The sequence below is a fragment of the Bacillus yapensis genome, from assembly GCF_005280205.1.
Lineage (GTDB): Bacteria > Bacillota > Bacilli > Bacillales > Cytobacillaceae > Robertmurraya > Robertmurraya yapensis.
The window spans coordinates 148,198-165,793 of sequence record NZ_SUND01000012.1; the positions used below are offsets into that span (position 1 = coordinate 148,198).

General features: G+C 38.1%; 17 protein-coding genes, 1 pseudogene and 2 other annotated features. Of the genes and pseudogenes, 17 read left to right on the forward strand and 1 reads right to left on the reverse strand.

All coding sequences use genetic code 11. From position 1 onward, the window contains the following. The first annotated feature begins 91 nt into the window (after positions 1 to 91). The 15 genes from polA to FAR12_RS15280 all read left to right on the forward strand — a co-directional run bounded on the left by polA (position 92) and on the right by FAR12_RS15280 (position 15,539). On the forward strand, positions 92 to 2,716 hold the full coding sequence (gene polA, locus FAR12_RS15210; RefSeq protein ID WP_126409624.1) for a DNA polymerase I: 2,625 nt from the start codon (positions 92 to 94) through the stop codon (positions 2,714 to 2,716). 121 nt (positions 2,717 to 2,837) lie between these two features. Next, on the forward strand, positions 2,838 to 3,683 hold the full coding sequence (mutM, locus tag FAR12_RS15215; protein ID WP_126409625.1) for a DNA-formamidopyrimidine glycosylase: 846 nt from the start codon (positions 2,838 to 2,840) through the stop codon (positions 3,681 to 3,683). 67 nt (positions 3,684 to 3,750) lie between these two features. Continuing rightward, positions 3,751 to 4,383 carry a sporulation membrane protein YtaF gene (gene ytaF, locus FAR12_RS15220; protein ID WP_126409626.1) on the forward strand — a complete coding sequence of 211 codons (633 nt, stop codon included), beginning with the start codon at positions 3,751 to 3,753 and terminating at the stop codon, positions 4,381 to 4,383. Positions 4,384 to 4,455: 72 nt separating this feature from the next. Then, on the forward strand, positions 4,456 to 5,052 hold the full coding sequence (gene coaE / locus FAR12_RS15225) for a dephospho-CoA kinase (protein WP_126409627.1): 597 nt from the start codon (positions 4,456 to 4,458) through the stop codon (positions 5,050 to 5,052). 237 nt (positions 5,053 to 5,289) lie between these two features. Beyond that, the gene (locus FAR12_RS15230) at positions 5,290 to 6,321 is read left to right on the forward strand and encodes a glyceraldehyde-3-phosphate dehydrogenase (protein WP_126409628.1); all 1,032 of its coding nucleotides are present in this window, start codon (positions 5,290 to 5,292) and stop codon (positions 6,319 to 6,321) included. Positions 6,322 to 6,568: 247 nt separating this feature from the next. Beyond that, complete coding sequence (gene nrdR, locus FAR12_RS15235) at positions 6,569 to 7,027, forward strand: transcriptional regulator NrdR (protein WP_126409629.1); 459 nt, start codon at positions 6,569 to 6,571, stop codon at positions 7,025 to 7,027. Positions 7,028 to 7,331: 304 nt separating this feature from the next. After that, entirely contained in the window at positions 7,332 to 8,708 is a 1,377-nt protein-coding gene (locus FAR12_RS15240; protein WP_126409630.1) for a replication initiation and membrane attachment family protein, read from the forward strand. 5 nt (positions 8,709 to 8,713) lie between these two features. Next, complete coding sequence (gene dnaI, locus FAR12_RS15245) at positions 8,714 to 9,646, forward strand: primosomal protein DnaI (protein WP_126409631.1); 933 nt, start codon at positions 8,714 to 8,716, stop codon at positions 9,644 to 9,646. A 177-nt stretch (positions 9,647 to 9,823) separates the two neighbouring features. Then, positions 9,824 to 10,678: a putative sporulation protein YtxC gene (gene ytxC / locus FAR12_RS15250; protein WP_126409632.1), complete on the forward strand. Its 855-nt coding sequence runs from the start codon at positions 9,824 to 9,826 to the stop codon at positions 10,676 to 10,678. Positions 10,679 to 10,748: 70 nt separating this feature from the next. Beyond that, positions 10,749 to 10,986: a binding site (T-box leader), on the forward strand. A 75-nt stretch (positions 10,987 to 11,061) separates the two neighbouring features. After that, complete coding sequence (gene thrS, locus FAR12_RS15255; protein ID WP_126409633.1) at positions 11,062 to 12,996, forward strand: threonine--tRNA ligase; 1,935 nt, start codon at positions 11,062 to 11,064, stop codon at positions 12,994 to 12,996. Positions 12,997 to 13,201: 205 nt separating this feature from the next. After that, positions 13,202 to 13,338 (forward strand) — a sequence feature (ribosomal protein L20 leader region). A gap of 117 nt (positions 13,339 to 13,455) precedes the next feature. Continuing rightward, positions 13,456 to 13,959 carry a translation initiation factor IF-3 gene (gene infC / locus FAR12_RS15260; protein WP_126409634.1) on the forward strand — a complete coding sequence of 168 codons (504 nt, stop codon included), beginning with the start codon at positions 13,456 to 13,458 and terminating at the stop codon, positions 13,957 to 13,959. Between the two features lie 16 nt (positions 13,960 to 13,975). After that, positions 13,976 to 14,176 carry a 50S ribosomal protein L35 gene (gene rpmI / locus FAR12_RS15265; protein WP_019154796.1) on the forward strand — a complete coding sequence of 67 codons (201 nt, stop codon included), beginning with the start codon at positions 13,976 to 13,978 and terminating at the stop codon, positions 14,174 to 14,176. 26 nt (positions 14,177 to 14,202) lie between these two features. Next, the gene (rplT, locus tag FAR12_RS15270; RefSeq protein WP_126409635.1) at positions 14,203 to 14,562 is read left to right on the forward strand and encodes a 50S ribosomal protein L20; all 360 of its coding nucleotides are present in this window, start codon (positions 14,203 to 14,205) and stop codon (positions 14,560 to 14,562) included. 71 nt (positions 14,563 to 14,633) lie between these two features. Beyond that, positions 14,634 to 14,891 carry a DUF1294 domain-containing protein gene (locus FAR12_RS15275; RefSeq protein WP_126409636.1) on the forward strand — a complete coding sequence of 86 codons (258 nt, stop codon included), beginning with the start codon at positions 14,634 to 14,636 and terminating at the stop codon, positions 14,889 to 14,891. A gap of 75 nt (positions 14,892 to 14,966) precedes the next feature. After that, entirely contained in the window at positions 14,967 to 15,539 is a 573-nt protein-coding gene (locus FAR12_RS15280; protein WP_126409637.1) for a TVP38/TMEM64 family protein, read from the forward strand. Positions 15,540 to 15,604: 65 nt separating this feature from the next. Here the strand turns inward: FAR12_RS15280 and FAR12_RS15285 are convergent, their stop codons facing one another. Continuing rightward, positions 15,605 to 16,015, reverse strand: a complete 411-nt coding sequence (locus FAR12_RS15285) for a sigma-w pathway protein ysdB (protein WP_126409638.1) — start codon at positions 16,013 to 16,015, stop codon at positions 15,605 to 15,607. Positions 16,016 to 16,139: 124 nt separating this feature from the next. Here FAR12_RS15285 and FAR12_RS15290 point away from each other — a divergent pair, with 124 nt between their 5' ends. Further along, complete coding sequence (locus tag FAR12_RS15290; protein WP_126409639.1) at positions 16,140 to 16,631, forward strand: dUTP diphosphatase; 492 nt, start codon at positions 16,140 to 16,142, stop codon at positions 16,629 to 16,631. 76 nt (positions 16,632 to 16,707) lie between these two features. After that, a pseudogene (locus FAR12_RS15295) lies at positions 16,708 to 17,475 on the forward strand (M42 family metallopeptidase); the annotation flags it as partial. Positions 17,476 to 17,596: the final 121 nt, after the last annotated feature.

The following is a 17,596-nucleotide window of genomic DNA, read 5'->3' on the forward strand; positions in this document are numbered from 1 at the left end:
TAAATAACCGTTGTTTTTCCTTCTCTACGTTCTCATGATAGAATAAGGGGAGGAAAACAACGGTTATTTTTTTGAAGTGAGGGAGATGTAAATGTCGAAAAAACTTGTATTGATTGATGGAAATAGTATTGCATATCGCGCTTTTTTTGCGCTGCCACTACTTAATAATGATAAGGGTATACATACAAATGCTATTTATGGTTTTACGATGATGCTGATGAAAATACTCGAGGATGAGAAACCAACTCATATTATGGTTGCGTTTGATGCTGGAAAAACAACGATTCGTCATAGTACCTTTAGCGAATATAAAGGTGGAAGACAGAAGACGCCACCAGAGTTATCGGAACAGTTTCCTTATATTCGAGAACTGCTAGATGCTTATGGAATTTCTCGATATGAGCTTGAAAACTACGAAGCAGACGATATTATTGGGACATTATCTTTAGAAGCTGAGAAGGATGGCTTTGAGGTAAAGGTTATCTCAGGAGATAAGGATTTAACTCAGTTGAGTTCTGATAAAACGACTGTAGCGATTACGAAAAAAGGGATTACAGAAATTGAGGAATACACCCCAGCACATATTAAGGAAAAGTATGGCTTAATCCCTGAACAGATTATTGAAATGAAGGGTTTGATGGGGGATGCGTCAGATAATATTCCAGGTGTCCCAGGAGTTGGAGAAAAGACGGCAATTAAACTATTAAAAGAGTTTCAGACCGTTGAAAATCTCATTGCTTCCATTGATGAAGTAAGTGGGAACAAATTGAAGGAAAAGCTAGAAGAGTTTAAGGACCAAGCTTTGATGAGTAAGGAGCTAGCGACGATTATTCGTAATGCACCTGTTCAGATTGGCCTTGAAGAAGTGGAGTATGAGGGCTTTGAACAGGACAAGCTGATCAAGTTCTTTAAGGAATTGGGCTTTAACTCTCTTTTAGAAAAAATGGATGTAGCTGAAGAAGCTAAGGCATTAGAAGAGATCGAATTCAAAATGGTAAAAGAAATTACTGAAGACCTATTTGCAGACGAGTCTGCCCTTTATGTCGAGATATTAGAGGATAACTATCATTACGCACCGATTGTTGGATTTTCCATTGCCCATCATGAGGGGAGCTATTTTATCCCTACAGAATTAGCGATTACGTCAGAAGCTTTTAAAAAGTGGGCAGAGGATGACAGCAAGAAGAAATGGGTCTATGATGCGAAACGAAGTGAGGTCGCGCTTCGACACCATGATATTCATCTAAAAGGTGTGGAATTCGATCTGTTGCTGGCGTCTTATTTACTAAATCCATCTGAAACGATCGATGATATAGCTTCTGTTGGGAAAACGTATGGCCATGGAAATGTTGAATCGGATGATGTTTTCTATGGTAAAGGGGCAAAACGGAGAGTGCCTGAAGAGGAGGCATTGGCCGAGCATCTAGCGAGAAAGGCGATTGTTTTATTTGAACTCAAACAATTACTTGAAGATAAGTTATATGAAAACGAACAATATGAATTATTTTATGAATTAGAATTGCCATTGTCTTTAATATTAGCTGACATGGAATCAACGGGAATCAAGGTGGATTTGGAACGTTTGCGTAAAATGGGACAAGACATTAATGAACAGCTGGTGAAAATTGAAAAACGAATTTATGAGCTAGCGGGTGAAGCATTTAATATTAATTCACCGAAGCAACTAGGGATTATATTGTTTGAAAAGCTAGGGTTGCCTCCTGTGAAAAAAACGAAGACAGGCTATTCTACTTCGGCTGATGTTCTTGAAAAGTTGGCAGCCGATCACGCTATTATTAAGGAAATCCTTCATTATCGTCAGTTAGGTAAGCTTCAATCGACTTATATTGAAGGAATTTCGAAGGTAGTCAATCCAGAGAATGATAAGGTTCATACTCGTTATAACCAAGCTCTCACACAAACAGGGCGTTTAAGTTCAACCGATCCAAATCTACAAAATATCCCGATTCGCTTAGAGGAAGGAAGAAAAATCCGTCAGGCGTTTATTCCTTCTGAAAAGGACTGGGTCATTTTTGCAGCCGACTATTCGCAAATTGAGCTCCGCGTTCTCGCTCATATTGCAGGCGATGATAAATTAATTGAGGCTTTTAAAGAAGGGCTGGATATCCATACGAAGACAGCGATGGAAGTATTCCGCGTGTCAAAGGATGAAGTGACATCCAACATGCGCCGCCACGCTAAAGCGGTTAACTTTGGAATCGTCTATGGAATTAGTGATTATGGCTTGTCACAAAGCTTGAATATTACGCGAAAAGAAGCTGGACAGTTCATTGAGAAGTATTTAGAGAGCTATCCTGGCGTAAAGGATTATATGGAAGACATCGTAAAAGATGCCAAACAGAAGGGATTTGTATCGACCCTACTGCACCGCAGACGCTATTTGCCTGAGATTACGAGCAGGAATTTCAATATTAGAAGCTTTGCGGAAAGAACAGCGATGAACACACCGATCCAGGGAAGTGCTGCTGACATCATTAAGAAGGCAATGATAGATATGGCAGATCGTCTTGAAAAAGAAGGATTAAAAACAAGACTTCTTCTTCAAGTTCACGATGAATTGATTTTTGAAGCTCCACAGGATGAAATCGAGATATTAAAAGAGATTGTACCAGATGTAATGGAGAATGCGATTGAGTTGGAGGTACCTCTAAAGGTTGATTTCTCTTATGGACCAACATGGTTTGATGCAAAATAAATGAACGCTGTTTTCGTAATGAATGTAGTTTTTTTCGCCAGAAAATAAACAAGTCTTTTTCGCTAGAAAATAAACAAGTTTTTTTCGTATAAAAAGAGCGTAAATGAAAGAAGGAAATTGAATGCCAGAGCTACCAGAGGTGGAGACGGTCCGGAGAACACTGGTCGAGCTCGTGAGTGGGAAAACCATCGAGCGCGTCACGGTTACCTGGCCGAAAATCATCAAGAAACCAGTAGAAGTAGAACAGTTTAAGGATGCCCTTGTTGGACAAGTGATTGAGGAAATAAGTCGAAGAGGGAAATTCCTCATCTTTTATACAACTGATTTTGCCCTTGTTTCCCATTTGCGAATGGAGGGACGGTACGGACTTTATACGCCAGAAGAAGAAATAGATAAGCACACCCATGTTATTTTTTACTTCACAGATGGAACACAATTGAGATATCGAGATGTGCGAAAGTTTGGGACGATGCATCTTTTTAAAAAAGGAGAGGAGCTCGCTGAGCTGCCCTTATCTCAGCTTGGACCTGAGCCATTTTCTGAGGAATTCACGGTTGCGCGCATGGAGCGAATGCTTGCTCAAACGAATCGTAGCATAAAAACAGTATTACTTGATCAAAAGCTCGTTGTGGGACTCGGAAATATTTATGTGGATGAAGCTTTGTTTAAGGCAGGAATTCACCCTGAACGAAGTGCAAGCAGTCTTACGAAAAAGGAAATGAAAATACTTCATCATGAAATCATCCAAACGCTAACCGAAGCAGTGGCAAAGGGTGGTAGCACAGTGCGCTCTTATGTGAATAGTCAAGGTGAAATAGGGATGTTTCAATTAGAGCTTTTTGTGTATGGACGTAATGGGAAGGCTTGTAAGACTTGTTCCTCCGAGCTTGAACGCATTGTAGTAGGGGGAAGAGGGACAGTTTTCTGTCCGAAGTGTCAAAAGAGAAAAAAGTCTAAAAGTCGTTAGAGATTAACATTGGAGTAGCTCCTTCCATATACTATCTTAGTTTTTTGTTAGGAAGGAGCTACTTTCAGTGTTCACATTTTCACTACTTCTACTTGCATTTGCAGTAAGCCTTGATAGTTTTAGTGTTGGTTTTACTTATGGGCTAAGAAAAATGAAAATTCCGTTTAAGTCCATATTAGTCATTGCTGGTTGCTCGGCAATCTCATTGATTGGAGCAATGGCAGTCGGTCAAATTATTGAAGCTTTTCTTTCGCCTGAAATGGCCGAAAAAATTGGAGGAATTGTTCTAATCCTTTTAGGAGTATGGATTCTGTATCAATTTTTTCGCCCGGAAAAATCAAAGGATGCTCTCCCTCATGAAAAAATTATCGTAAATTTTGAAATTAAGTCACTAGGAATCGTGATAAACATCTTGAAAAAACCGATGTCTGCTGATTTTGATAAATCTGGCACGATTACTGGTATTGAGGCATTTATGCTCGGATTAGCACTGTCGTTGGATGCGTTCGGAGCTGGAATTGGCGCGGCAATGCTTGGCTATTCACCTCATGTACTCGCTCTTACAGTGGCGGTCATGAGTTCCTTATTTGTTTCTTTAGGAATGAAGATGGGAGTCGTATTTTCAAAGAGTAACATGATGCAAAAATTTACTTTTATTCCTGGGATATTGTTGATCTTTATTGGAATTTGGAAGATGTAGGGTGTTTTTTGCAAAAGCCAAGTCAACGGCTTTTGCACATACATATACGTTTGGACGAAAGGAATTACGATGATGGCATTAGTTGTAGGATTAACTGGTGGAATAGCTAGTGGAAAAAGTACGGTATCTAACTTATTAAGAGAAATGGGTTATACAATTATTGATGCTGATCTAGAGGCACGCCTTGCTGTTGAAATAGGGGAGCCGGCTTACAACGAGATTGTATTATATTTTGGAGAAGAGATTAAGCTTCCAAATGGTCAAATTGATCGGGCAAAGCTAGGGGAAATAATTTTTAACAATGAAGAAAAAAGATTAAAGCTAAACAGCATTGTGCATCCTGATGTCCGTCGACGTATGCTTGAAAAGCGAGAACAAGCGGTAAAAAATGGAGAAAGCCTTATTGTCATGGACATTCCTCTGTTGTTTGAGAGCCAGCTAACAAGTATGGTAGATAAGGTTCTACTAGTCTATGTGGATGAGGATACCCAGCTTCAGCGGCTGATGGAACGGAACGGATTTTCAGAAGAAGAGGCTCTTGCTCGGATTAAGTCTCAAATGCCACTGAAGGATAAAGTTCAATTAAGCTATGCGGTTATTGATAACAATGGCACAATCGAAGATACAAAAAAACAATTAAATATAATTCTTACAGAGTTGAATATATAACGAAGCGATTAGGCTTCTTTTTTTTATATTTTTGTGAAATTAATCATCACAAATTAGTGTTAATATGTTATACTAATGACGAAAATATCGGATAAAAAGTATAACATTATCTTTTTGGAACGAGGATTATATCTCATACATGGGTGAGAGATAACCTCATTAAATTGTATTTCTTAATATAAGGGGCCTATGACCTCGATTGATTTAAGAATTACTTTATACGAAAGGGGCCGCATAATGAAGGCGAAGATAGCGATTAATGGATTTGGAAGGATAGGTAGAATGGTTTTTAGAAAGGCCATCCTTGAAGATAATTTAGATATCGTTGCGGTTAATGCAAGCTATCCAGCGGAGACATTAGCACATTTGATAAAGTATGACACAAATCATGGCCAATTCGTTGGAGAAGTCGTTGCGGAAGATGATGCCCTTGTAGTGAACGGAAAAAGAGTGAAACTAATAAGCAATCGAAATCCTGAAGAACTTCCATGGAAGGAATACGGGATTGATATTGTCATTGAGGCGACAGGGAAATTTAACTCTAGAGACAAAGCGAGCCTCCATTTAAAAGCAGGTGCCAAAAAAGTAATTTTAACAGCACCTGGTAAAAATGAAGATGTTACCATAGTGATGGGGGTCAATGAACATGACCTAAATATAAATGAGCATGATGTCATTTCAAATGCTTCCTGTACGACAAACTGTTTAGCTCCTGTTGTGAAGGTATTAGATGAGAAGTTTGGTATTGAAAATGGACTCATGACAACGATTCATGCTTACACAAACGACCAAAGAAATATCGATAATCCACATAAAGATTTACGTCGTGCAAGAGCATGTGGTCAATCGATTATTCCTACTTCTACGGGTGCTGCCAAAGCACTAAGCTTGGTACTACCGCATCTTAAGGGGAAACTTCATGGAATGGCTTTGAGGGTTCCAACGCCAAACGTTTCATTAGTGGATCTTGTAGTTGATTTGAAAAAAGATGTTACGATTGACGATGTTAACCATGCATATTTTACAGCCTCAAAGGGTTCCTTGAGTGGTGTGCTAGATATTACAGACGAACCATTAGTATCTGTTGATTTTAATACAAATGAACATTCAGCTATCATCGATGGTTTATCAACGATGGTGATGGGAACAAATAAAGTAAAAGTATTAGCTTGGTATGATAATGAATGGGGCTATTCTTGCCGTGTAGTTGATTTAGCGAATTATGTGGCAGCTGCTCTCCTACAAACAGCAAAAATTAAGGTTGGATAAGATAATTTGAGGAAGGTTACTCACTTTGGGGTAGCCTTTTTCTATGTTTTAAAAGTGGTGTTGGTGGATATTGGTCTTTATCGCAATATATGGGTCAAACACAAAAACACGATATACCTTCCGCTTTCAAAAAAATATCCTGAAAAAGCAAATAAACCCTTAATATTAAACAGTCTTCACTTGTACATCTACCTTCTTTTTAATAAGATAGACTTATAAAGATTTCTTATTCGGAGCTGATTGACGTATGAAGTGCCCCTCATGTCAAAATAGTAATACCCGAGTACTTGATTCGCGCCCCGTTGATGACAGTCGCTCAATTCGACGTAGACGAGAATGTGAAAGGTGCTCATTTCGATTCACTACCTTTGAAAAGGTGGAGGAAATTCCTTTAATTGTTGTTAAAAAAGAAGGCACCCGAGAAGAGTTCAGCCGTGATAAAATCTTACGTGGTCTTATAAAAGCATGCGAAAAGCGTCCTGTCGCTTTGCAGACACTTGAGGATATAACTGGTGAAGTAGAAAAAGAACTTAGAAGCCAAGGTGTTTCTGAAATAAATAGTGAAATTATCGGAGAAATGGTGATGGAACGACTTGTGAAGGTTGATGATGTTGCCTATGTTCGTTTTGCCTCCGTTTATAGACAATTTAAGGATATTAATGTATTTATCGAAGAACTTAAAGAACTTATCAAAAAAGAAAAATAAGATAAAATTAGACTATCGATTGTGCTGTTTGAAAAAGAAGCATAGTCTGAGAAACTAGGCTAAAGGATAACTTTGGCTTTTTTTTCTTATTTTGTAAAAAGGCTCTTTTCGCTAACTTTTGGGAATTTTGGATAATACATGAATAACTATATTTCTTATGAAAATAAGTAAAATGACAGCGAAAAGTGCCGTGCAAATATAATTTTTACTGCTAAACCACAAAGGAAGTGTAAATGTCGGTCTTAAGACATTTACAAATATACATTTTTAAGAAAAATAGTGTAAAAGAAAGGTTTGAAGCAAGATGGCCCAGCATTGGAAAGAAATGTTACCAATAGATCGATATACAGTGGCCAGTAACGGAATACTACATGAGTATGACCGTAAAATCATTACATTGCTGTACCAGCCTTTAATTGGTCCGATTGCTATGAGTTTGTATATGACATTGTGGGCTCAAGTAGAGGAAAATCGACTGTGGTCTGGGGAGCAATCCCATCATGGTTTGATGACCTCGATGGACCTGAACCTAAAGTCCATACATGAAGCGCGATTAAAGCTTGAGGGAATTGGTTTACTGAAAACATTTGTACAAGCGAAGGAAGAATCACGTTCATTTATATATGAGGTACAACCTCCTTTACAACCAGATCGGTTTTTCCTAGATGGAATGTTAAATATTTATTTATATCAAAAGGTTGGAAAAAATCAATTTGTGAAATTAAAACAATTCTTTTCTGATAAGTCGATTCCAACCGACGAATATAAAAATGTCACAAGGTCATTTCAAGATGTATACGATTCATCTGTACCATCTTCAATGATTGAGGAGATCGAACAAGATAGTGACCAAATCTATGTTGGAAGAGCTGCTCAAAAGGGAATCAAAGTCGATGAAACCGCCGGCTTTGATTTTGAATTACTTCAGGCGGGATTATCAGAATCGTTGGTACCGAAAAAAGCTTTGAATCAAAAGGTTCGAGATGCTATTAGCAATCTTGCTTACTTATATGGAATTGACCCGATTCAAATGAAAAATCTTTTGATCTCAGCGATGGATGATGTTGCCAACAAAGTAAATGTGGAAGAGCTGAGAAAGGCTGCAAGGGACTGGTATCAGCTTGAACATCAAGACAAGCTCCCGAAATTAGTTGATAAAGTTCAACCGACCATGAAACAAACCGGATCAAGTGAACCGAAAACGCAGGAAGAAAAGCTTGTCCATTATTTAGAGACCACTTCACCACGCCAGCTGCTAAGTGATATTTCAGGAGGAGCAGATCCTTCTAAGGCCGACTTACAAATAATCGAGGATGTCATGTTTAAACAGAAGCTCCTTCCAGGTGTTGTGAATGTCTTAATCCAGTATGTATTGTTAAAAACCGATATGAAATTAACAAAGGGATATGTAGATAAAATTGCCTCTCATTGGACGAGAAAGAAAATTTCAACGGTGAAAGAAGCAATGGATTTAGCTATAAAAGAGCATCGACAATATATGGAGTGGGCTGAAAATAAAAAGAGTCCAAAGGCTTCTTCACGAAAGCAGCCAATTCGAACTGAAGCACTTCCAGCTTGGTTTGATGAGAAAGAGAATGAAGGAACCCAAAATCAACAAGTAATTGATAATGATAAGAGTGAAATAGAAGAGCTACTTAGAGAGTTCAAAAATAGGGGGTGACAGATGTGGAAAGGATTAATGATACCTTGAAAAAATTAGGGAACAATGCTGGTTTTCAAGCACGCTTTCAGAAAATGAGGCAGGATACTTTGCAAAATCCATCCGTTCGTGCCTTTTTAGTAAAGCATGAAGATGAAATTACAGATGACATGCTTGAAAGAAGTTTAATGACACTCTATGATTATGCGAATCAAAGCAAGAATTGTCAGGAATGTCCGAGTTTAGGGGAATGCAAGAACTTGATGCAAGGGTATCATCCACAGCTTGTAATCGGCAGAGGTACGATTGATATTTCTTATGATCGTTGCCCGCTTAAAGTGATGGACGAGGAAAAGAGAAAGAGCGAAAAATTAATTCAGAGCATGTACGTGCCAAAGGATATTTACCAGGCATCATTCACAGATTTATATGATGATGAATTAGGCAGAAGAGACGCGATTAAGAAGGCTGTTCTTTTTGTGAAAAATTATGAGCCTGGGGCTAAGCAAAAAGGTCTCTATTTTTACGGAAAATTTGGTGTGGGGAAATCATTTTTGCTCGGTGCGATTGCCAATGAATTGGCGCGAAAGAATGTCTCGTCCATGATTGTCTATTTCCCAGAGCTATTAAGAGAGTTAAAGAACTCCATTGGTGATTCAACTTTAAATGAGAAAATCGAAAACATTAAGAATCAACCAGTCTTGATGATTGATGATATTGGTGCGGAGACGATGTCAAGCTGGACCCGAGATGAAGTACTTGGTCCGATTCTGCAATATCGTATGCAGGAGTACTTACCAACTTTTTTCAGTACGAATTTTGATTATGAAGGTCTTGAACACCATCTCACATACAGTCAACGTGGAGAGGAAGAGAAAATGAAGGCACGTCGTGTCTTAGAGAGAATTCGTTACTTGACTGAGCCCGTTCTTGTAGATGGTCCAAACTTAAGAAGATGAACTAAAAGCTAGCTATCGATTCAATTCGAAAGCTAGCTTTTTTGCATAAAACAATAGATTTAGTAGATTTATTTGATTGCTTCTATTTTAGTCAAAATCCCCATATACATGGAATACAGAGGTTGGACTAGTCCCTGTGGATTACCGCCGAGTAGACCGTATAGAGGGGGGATTTGGTTGGCTGAAATTACGTTCCTAAACAAAGAGGATGCTAACCAGTTTCACAATTACATACAAAAGCAATTGCATTCCATGGTATTTGATAAAAAAATGATCCTTCTTTTAGAAGATGAAAATAAAGCGAAGGTGAAAATCGATAAAGGTGTTCAGGAAATTTTAGAAGCGTGTAAAAAAGCCTTTTTACAATTTATCATTAAGATTAAATTAAACGATTGGTTCAAGCTGATTTTAAAGGAGCAGTATTTTTATGAAGATGAAGATGAACAACTACAAATTTTAGATATTGTTCAATCCATTCTTGACGGAAATCGCAATGATTTAGAGTCTCTTATCCACGATTTAAATATGAACAAACAGATTGAAAACGCCATCTCGCAAATGTTTGAGGAGAGTCGAACTTTTTCTTTTGACTCCTTTGTTCGATTTCGGATGCGACCCTTTATGGAAAAACTTGAAAAATTTGTAGAGATTTCGATAGATGAGTACAAAATGGAACAGGAGTACCAGATGTTTATTCAAACCTTAAGACAGTTTTTAGCGGAGAGGGCGCCTAAGATTAATCATCTGCATTTGTTGATGGAGGACGGAGTTACCTTTTATGATGAACAGTACTATGAGATACGTAGAGCAGAACTCGTTCGAATGATTGATCGAAGGCTTATTTCCAACCACCCGGTTTATATCGATTCTGTCACGATCGCTCCATTACTTTCGATTGCTCCTTCTACCATATATCTATATACAGACGACTATGAGCAGCCGCTAGTTCGAACGATCCTGAATATTTTTGAAGAGCGTGTGCAATTAAAGGAAATGGCCGAATTTTATCAAAATCGAACAGCTCTCTTTTAGGCACAAAAAAATAATTCGAAAGCTTGATTTTACGAAATTAAACTACTATAATACATAATAATTGAACGTAGCAAAAGTATTGATGAGGACAAGAGTATTCGATAACCGGTTTCTAGAGAGGGAAGACATTGGCTGGAATCTTCCTAACACGAATGGAATGCTTACCACCTCTAAACTTCAACCAGGAAGTAGTAGTATTGGTTGACGGTTCAAACCGTTATATTTGTCACTAAAGTCACTTTTTCGTTATTTGGATAAGTGAAAATTAGGGTGGAACCACGTGTTAATAACAATAACTCGTCCCTTTCTATAGGGACGGGTTTTTTTATTTTTTAAACGAAGCCTTCATATGGCTTTTGCTAAATCATTAAGGAGGAATTTTTATGTCAAACGTAGTTAAGTTATCGTTTCCAGATGGTGCAGTGAAGGAGTTTCCATTTGGTACGACTACTGAGGATGTTGCTGCATCCATTAGTCCTGGTCTTAAGAAAAAAGCGATAGCAGGTAAAGTAAATGGTGCAATGTACGATCTTCGTCGTCCGATTGAAGAAGATGGGGCGATTGAAATCGTGACTGCTGGTAGCGATGATGCACTTGAGGTGCTACGTCACAGTACAGCTCATTTAATGGCACAAGCGATTAAGCGTTTATATAAAAATGTGAAGCTTGGGGTAGGTCCAGTTATTGAAGGTGGATTTTACTATGATATCGATCTAGAAGAATCCATTACACCAGAAGACCTTCCATTAATCGAAAAAGAAATGAAGAAAATCATCAACGAAAACATCGAGGTTGTTCGTAAAGAAGTTAGCCGCGATGAAGCAATTGAGCTTTATAAAGAAATTGGCGACGAGTATAAATTAGAATTAATCGATGCCATTCCAGCTGATGAGAAGGTAACAATCTATGAACAAGGTGATTTCTTCGACCTATGTCGTGGTGTTCATGTTCCTTCAACAGGAAAAATTAAAGAGTTTAAGCTATTAAGCATTGCTGGAGCTTACTGGCGTGGAGATAGCAAAAATAAGATGCTTCAACGTATTTACGGAACTGCATTCTTCCAAAAAGCTGATTTAGATGAGCATTTACGTTTATTAGAAGAAGCAAAAGAGCGCGATCACCGTAAAATTGGGAAAGAGCTGAAGCTTTTTACAAACAATCTATTGGTTGGTCAAGGCTTACCATTATGGCTTCCAAAGGGTGCAACAATCCGTCGTATTATCGAGCGTTATATTGTCGATAAAGAAGTTCGCCTTGGTTATGATCATGTATACACTCCAATTATGGGAAGTGTGGATCTGTATAAAACTTCTGGTCACTGGGATCATTACCATGAAGATATGTTCCCGCCAATGGAAATGGATAATGAACAGCTAGTTCTTCGTCCGATGAACTGTCCGCATCACATGATGGTGTACAAACAAGGAATTCACAGCTATCGTGAACTACCGATTCGTATTGCTGAACTTGGTACAATGCACCGTTATGAAATGTCTGGAGCACTTTCCGGATTACAACGTGTACGCGGGATGACTTTAAATGACGCTCACGTATTTGTTCGTCCTGATCAAATCAAAGACGAATTTAAACGTGTCGTGAATTTAACATTAGAAGTTTATAAGGACTTCAATATTACTGACTATACTTTCCGTCTATCCTACCGTGACCCTCAAGATACTGAAAAGTATTTTGATGATGATGCAATGTGGGAAAAGGCACAATCCATGCTTAAAGAAGCAATGGACGAATTAGGTCTTGATTATTACGAGGCAGAAGGAGAAGCTGCATTCTATGGTCCGAAGCTTGACGTTCAAGTAAAGACTGCACTTGGTAAAGATGAAACTTTATCAACTGTTCAATTAGACTTCTTATTACCAGAGCGCTTTGATTTAACTTATGTTGGAGAAGACGGTAAGCAGCATCGTCCAGTCGTTATCCACCGTGGTGTTGTATCAACAATGGAACGTTTTGTTGCCTTCTTAATTGAAGAATACAAAGGGGCATTCCCAACTTGGTTAGCACCGGTTCAAGTACAAGTAATTCCAGTATCTCCGGATGTTCATTTTGATTATGCAAAACAAGTTGTGGAACAGCTTAAATCTGAAGGCTTCCGTGTTGAGCTAGATGATCGCAATGAAAAAATGGGTTACAAGATCAGAGAAGCACAAATCCAAAAGATTCCTTACATGCTAGTAGTTGGTGACAACGAAGTAGCAGAAAATGCCGTAAACGTCCGCAAATACGGTGAGCAAAAGTCTGAAACAATCTCATTCAACGACTTCATTGCGGGCATTAAAGCTGAAGTTCAACGTTTCTAAAAAAATAGTTGATTGGAGCGGAAGGCATTGCCTGGAGTGGAAATCAACTTGTAAAAAAACTATTGCCAAGCATAAATTATTCTGATACAATTCTTTTTGTTGCAATAGAGATGGCGTTCCGATTGAACGCTAGACAATAAAGAGTGTTACATTGACAACAAACACGCCTTTGTTGTAAAATAGTTAGGTAACTGAATACGAGTTTAGGGAAAAGAAGAAGCACCCGCTTCTCACCTGATTGACGCAATGAGCAGTTAACAGGTTTTACGAGCAATTTTTGATTCGTTTATGTTTGTTTTCGTAAAGTGTGGGTGTATTATTCATCCACACTTTTTTAATTGCAAATTACTGCAATTTTAGCTTAGAATCAAGTGATGATTTGGGTTTGATACAACGTAATTCTTGACCCAAAGCTGTGTTCGTAAAATTATTTGGAGGTGTCTAACTATTAGCAAAGACATGTTGTTAAACGAGGGTATTCGTGCCCGAGAAGTTCGTCTAATTGACCAAAATGGCGAGCAACTAGGGATTAAGTCAAAGAACGAAGCACTTGAGATTGCTGCACGTGTGAATTTGGACCTTGTACTTGTTGCTCCAACTGCTAAACCACCAGTAGCTCGTATTATGGACTACGGTAAGTTTAAATTCGAACAACAGAAAAAAGAAAAAGAAGCACGCAAAAATCAAAAGATTATCAATATCAAAGAAGTTCGTCTTAGTCCAACAATTGATGAGCATGACTTTAATACAAAGTTACGTAATGCCATTAAGTTCTTAGAAAAAGGCGATAAAGTAAAAGCATCGATTCGTTTCAAAGGTCGTGCAATTACACATAAAGAAATTGGTCAAAGAGTTTTAGTTCGTTTTGCTGAAAGCTGCAATGAAGTAGCAACAGTAGAATCTCATCCAAAGATGGATGGAAGAAGCATGTTTATGATGCTTGCCCCTAAAAACGATAAGTAATGAGGAGGAATACCAAATGCCAAAAATGAAAACTCACCGTGGCGCTGCAAAGCGTTTCAAGAGAACAGGATCTGGTAAACTGAAGCGTTCCCATGCTTACAGAAGCCATATGTTTGCTAACAAATCTCAAAAACAAAAGCGTAAGCTTCGTAAAGGTGCTCTTGTATCTTCTGGAGACTTCAAGCGTATCCGTAACTTATTAGTAAATCTTAAGTAATTTTTCGAAACTAGGAGGGAAATAGAATGCCACGTGTAAAAGGCGGTACAGTTACTCGCAGACGTCGTAAAAAAGTTTTAAAATTAGCTAAAGGTTATTTCGGTTCAAAACATACATTATATAAAGTTGCTAACCAACAGGTTATGAAATCATTAATGTATGCTTACCGTGACCGTCGCCAAAAGAAGCGCGACTTCCGTAAGCTTTGGATTACTCGTATCAATGCTGCTGCTCGTATGAACGGACTTTCTTATAGCCGTTTAATGTTCGGTTTAAAGCAAGCTGGTATCGAAGTAAACCGCAAAATGCTTGCTGACTTAGCTGTAGCTGACGAAAAAGCATTTGCAGAATTAGCATCAGTTGCTAAACAAAACTTAAGCAAATAATATTTGCTCATCAAAAGCCATTCTCTTCAAGGAGGATGGCTTTTATGCATTTTTATATAAGGGGGAGAAAAATGGTGTATTTACTTTATTACATTCTATTCATCAATCTGATTGGTGTTATCGTCATGTATGCAGATAAACAGAAGGCACGAAAAAACGAATATCGAATTCCTGAAAAAACATTGTGGCTTGTAGCTGTTTTAGGGGGAGCGATTGGCACGACAATCGGGATGAAATGGTTTCGTCATAAAACAAAACATGCTTCTTTTAAATGGGGATTCCCTGCATTAGCTATAATCTGGCTTGGTCTATTATTATACTTATCCTAATTTTTTGTCATAAAAATCATCTATCCTCGATAAGCTTTAATAACATCAGGGAATTTTACAAAAGAAGGTGAGAGCGTGGAAGACCAAATGACAATGCTTTTAGTAATGGTGGAAACCGGCGGGATTTTAGCTCCAATCGTCTTTGTTTTATTTCACTGTGTTCGGCAATTCTTCTTTTTCCCCGTCGCAGTTATCTGTATTGCTGGGGGAGTATTGTTTGGCACTGTCGCGGGCACCTTTTATTCCATGGTGGGATTATTTTTAAGTAGCATCTTTTTTTATGTACTTATCAAACGAATGCCAAAAACGCATCAAAAATTATCGCTGATTAAGAAAAAATGGTTTGGTGAATATCGCAATTTAACAACTGGCCAAGTAGCGATTTTACGGCTCATCCCGTTCATTCATTATCATTTACTAAGCTTTTGTCTAATGGAAAGACATCGAGGCTTCAGAGGCTATATGAAAGCCTCGTTCCTTACGAATATACCACTAGCACTTTTTTATACTGTGTTCGGGGAGTTCATTAGTCGGTTTACTCCAACGATGATCCTCGTTATTTTATTTTCGCTTTCGATTCTTGTCTATCTTCTTCGTGAAAGGATGACCATTATCAAATGGCGTGAATTTTTCAAGGAAGCTGCGTAAATAGAAAAGCATAAGCGATAGGAGCTGGAGCTAGACAGAAAAACCGGATTCTGATTAGAATCCGGTCAATTTTTTGTAAAAGGTGTTTGTGAGCTATGACTTTTTTTCATAAATTCATGAATTGGACTTTTCCAATCGACTTTAGCATGTGGGTAGTGTTCTTTCACCTTTTTTTCAATAAACTCAAAATCCTCACGTACTAGTCCATTCAATGCAGAAACCCGATGTGGCCACATAAATACATCGACCACGACAAAAGCATCGTCGGTAGTCCCTAAATATTTCTCTCCTTCAAATAATACTCCTTTATAAGTAAGCAAAAAGTTTTTACGGACATTGTTTGTATTATCAAGGAAGAAAAATTTCTTTTGCTCATGGGCGAGCTCAAGCTTCCGTTTTGGATTTAACAAATATTTAATCGTGCTATATATTAAGAAAATAATAAGTGCAAACAATAGAAAACGGATTAACCACACAGCAATTGCCCTCCAATCATTTTTCCATGTATACGAATGAACGCTAAAAAAGTTTCATTCGCGTTTATTTTTTTGCGTTTTTTCTTTATGATTAAGTAAGAAATAAGAATTGTAGGTGAATGAAGTGCAATTACAAGAAATTTTTGCAATGCAGAAAGAATTAGATAGTCATATTGAAAAACAACATGGACTAGAGAATGATGATTTATTTGATCGGAAAGTATTGTCTTTGTTAGTTGAGCTAGGAGAGCTAGCTAATGAAACAAGATGCTTTAAGTTTTGGAGCTTAAAGCCAGCTTCCGATCAAGCGACTGTATTAGAAGAGTTCGTTGATGGGGTTCATTTTATGGCGTCCCTTGGAATTGAATGTGGCTTTGATACGATTGATGAAGTAAAAAGTGTGACAGACGATAAGGTGACGATTAATGAGCAATTTTTAAAAGTATATGAAGCCGTTCATGCGTTTCGTTTAGCACGCTCTAAAGAGACATATATATCAATGCTGCAAGCTTATTTAGTTCTGGCAAATTTACTTGGTTTTCAAGATGAAGACATAAAACGAGCATACATTTCCAAAAACGAAGTAAATTATAAGAGGCAGCAAACAGGCTATTAGTAGAATTTTTGTACATTTTCAAAGATTTTCGATATAATGAATCCTATATTACATATTGAGGGAGTCGAAATAATTAATGGCTAAATTAGATGAAACATTAACAATGCTTAAAGAGCTAACTGACGCCAAAGGTATCCCAGGCAACGAACGCGAGCCTAGAGAAGTCATGAAAAAGTACATAGAGCCTTTAGCTGATGAAGTAACAACAGATGGACTAGGTAGCTTAATTGCTAAAAAGGTTGGTAAAGAAGGCGGTCCGAAAGTTTTAGTTGCTGGACACTTAGATGAAGTCGGCTTCATGATCACACAAATCGATGATAAAGGATTCTTACGTTTCCAAACGGTTGGTGGCTGGTGGTCACAGGTTATGCTTGCACAACGCGTGACAATCGTAACAAGCAAAGGTGATGTAACGGGAGTCATCGGTTCGAAGCCGCCACATATTTTACCTCCGGAAGCTCGTAAAAAACCTGTTGAAATCAAGGATATGTTCATTGATATTGGCGCTTCTAGCCGTGAAGAAGTAGAAGAGTGGGGCGTTCGACCAGGAGACATGGTTGTCCCTTACTTTGAATTTACCGTCATGAATAATGAAAAAATGCTACTGGCAAAAGCTTGGGATAACCGAATTGGTTGTGCGATCGCTATCGATGTCTTAAAGCAATTAAAAGGCGAAAAGCACGATAATGAAGTATACAGTGTAGGAAATGTTCAAGAAGAGGTTGGCTTAAGAGGAGCGAAAACTTCAGCGAACAAGATTAACCCAGATATCGGTTTTGCAGTGGATGTAGGAATTGCAGGAGATACACCGGGAATTACAGAAAAAGAAGCTATGAGTAAAATGTGAACTGTGCCCCAGTTTACGGACAGTTTAAAAAAGCACCTATGCGGCTAGTAAGTGACCCCGGTATTGTACCGGGGTCATTTTATTTAAGCCCCATTGATAACGGTGATGGTTATATTCC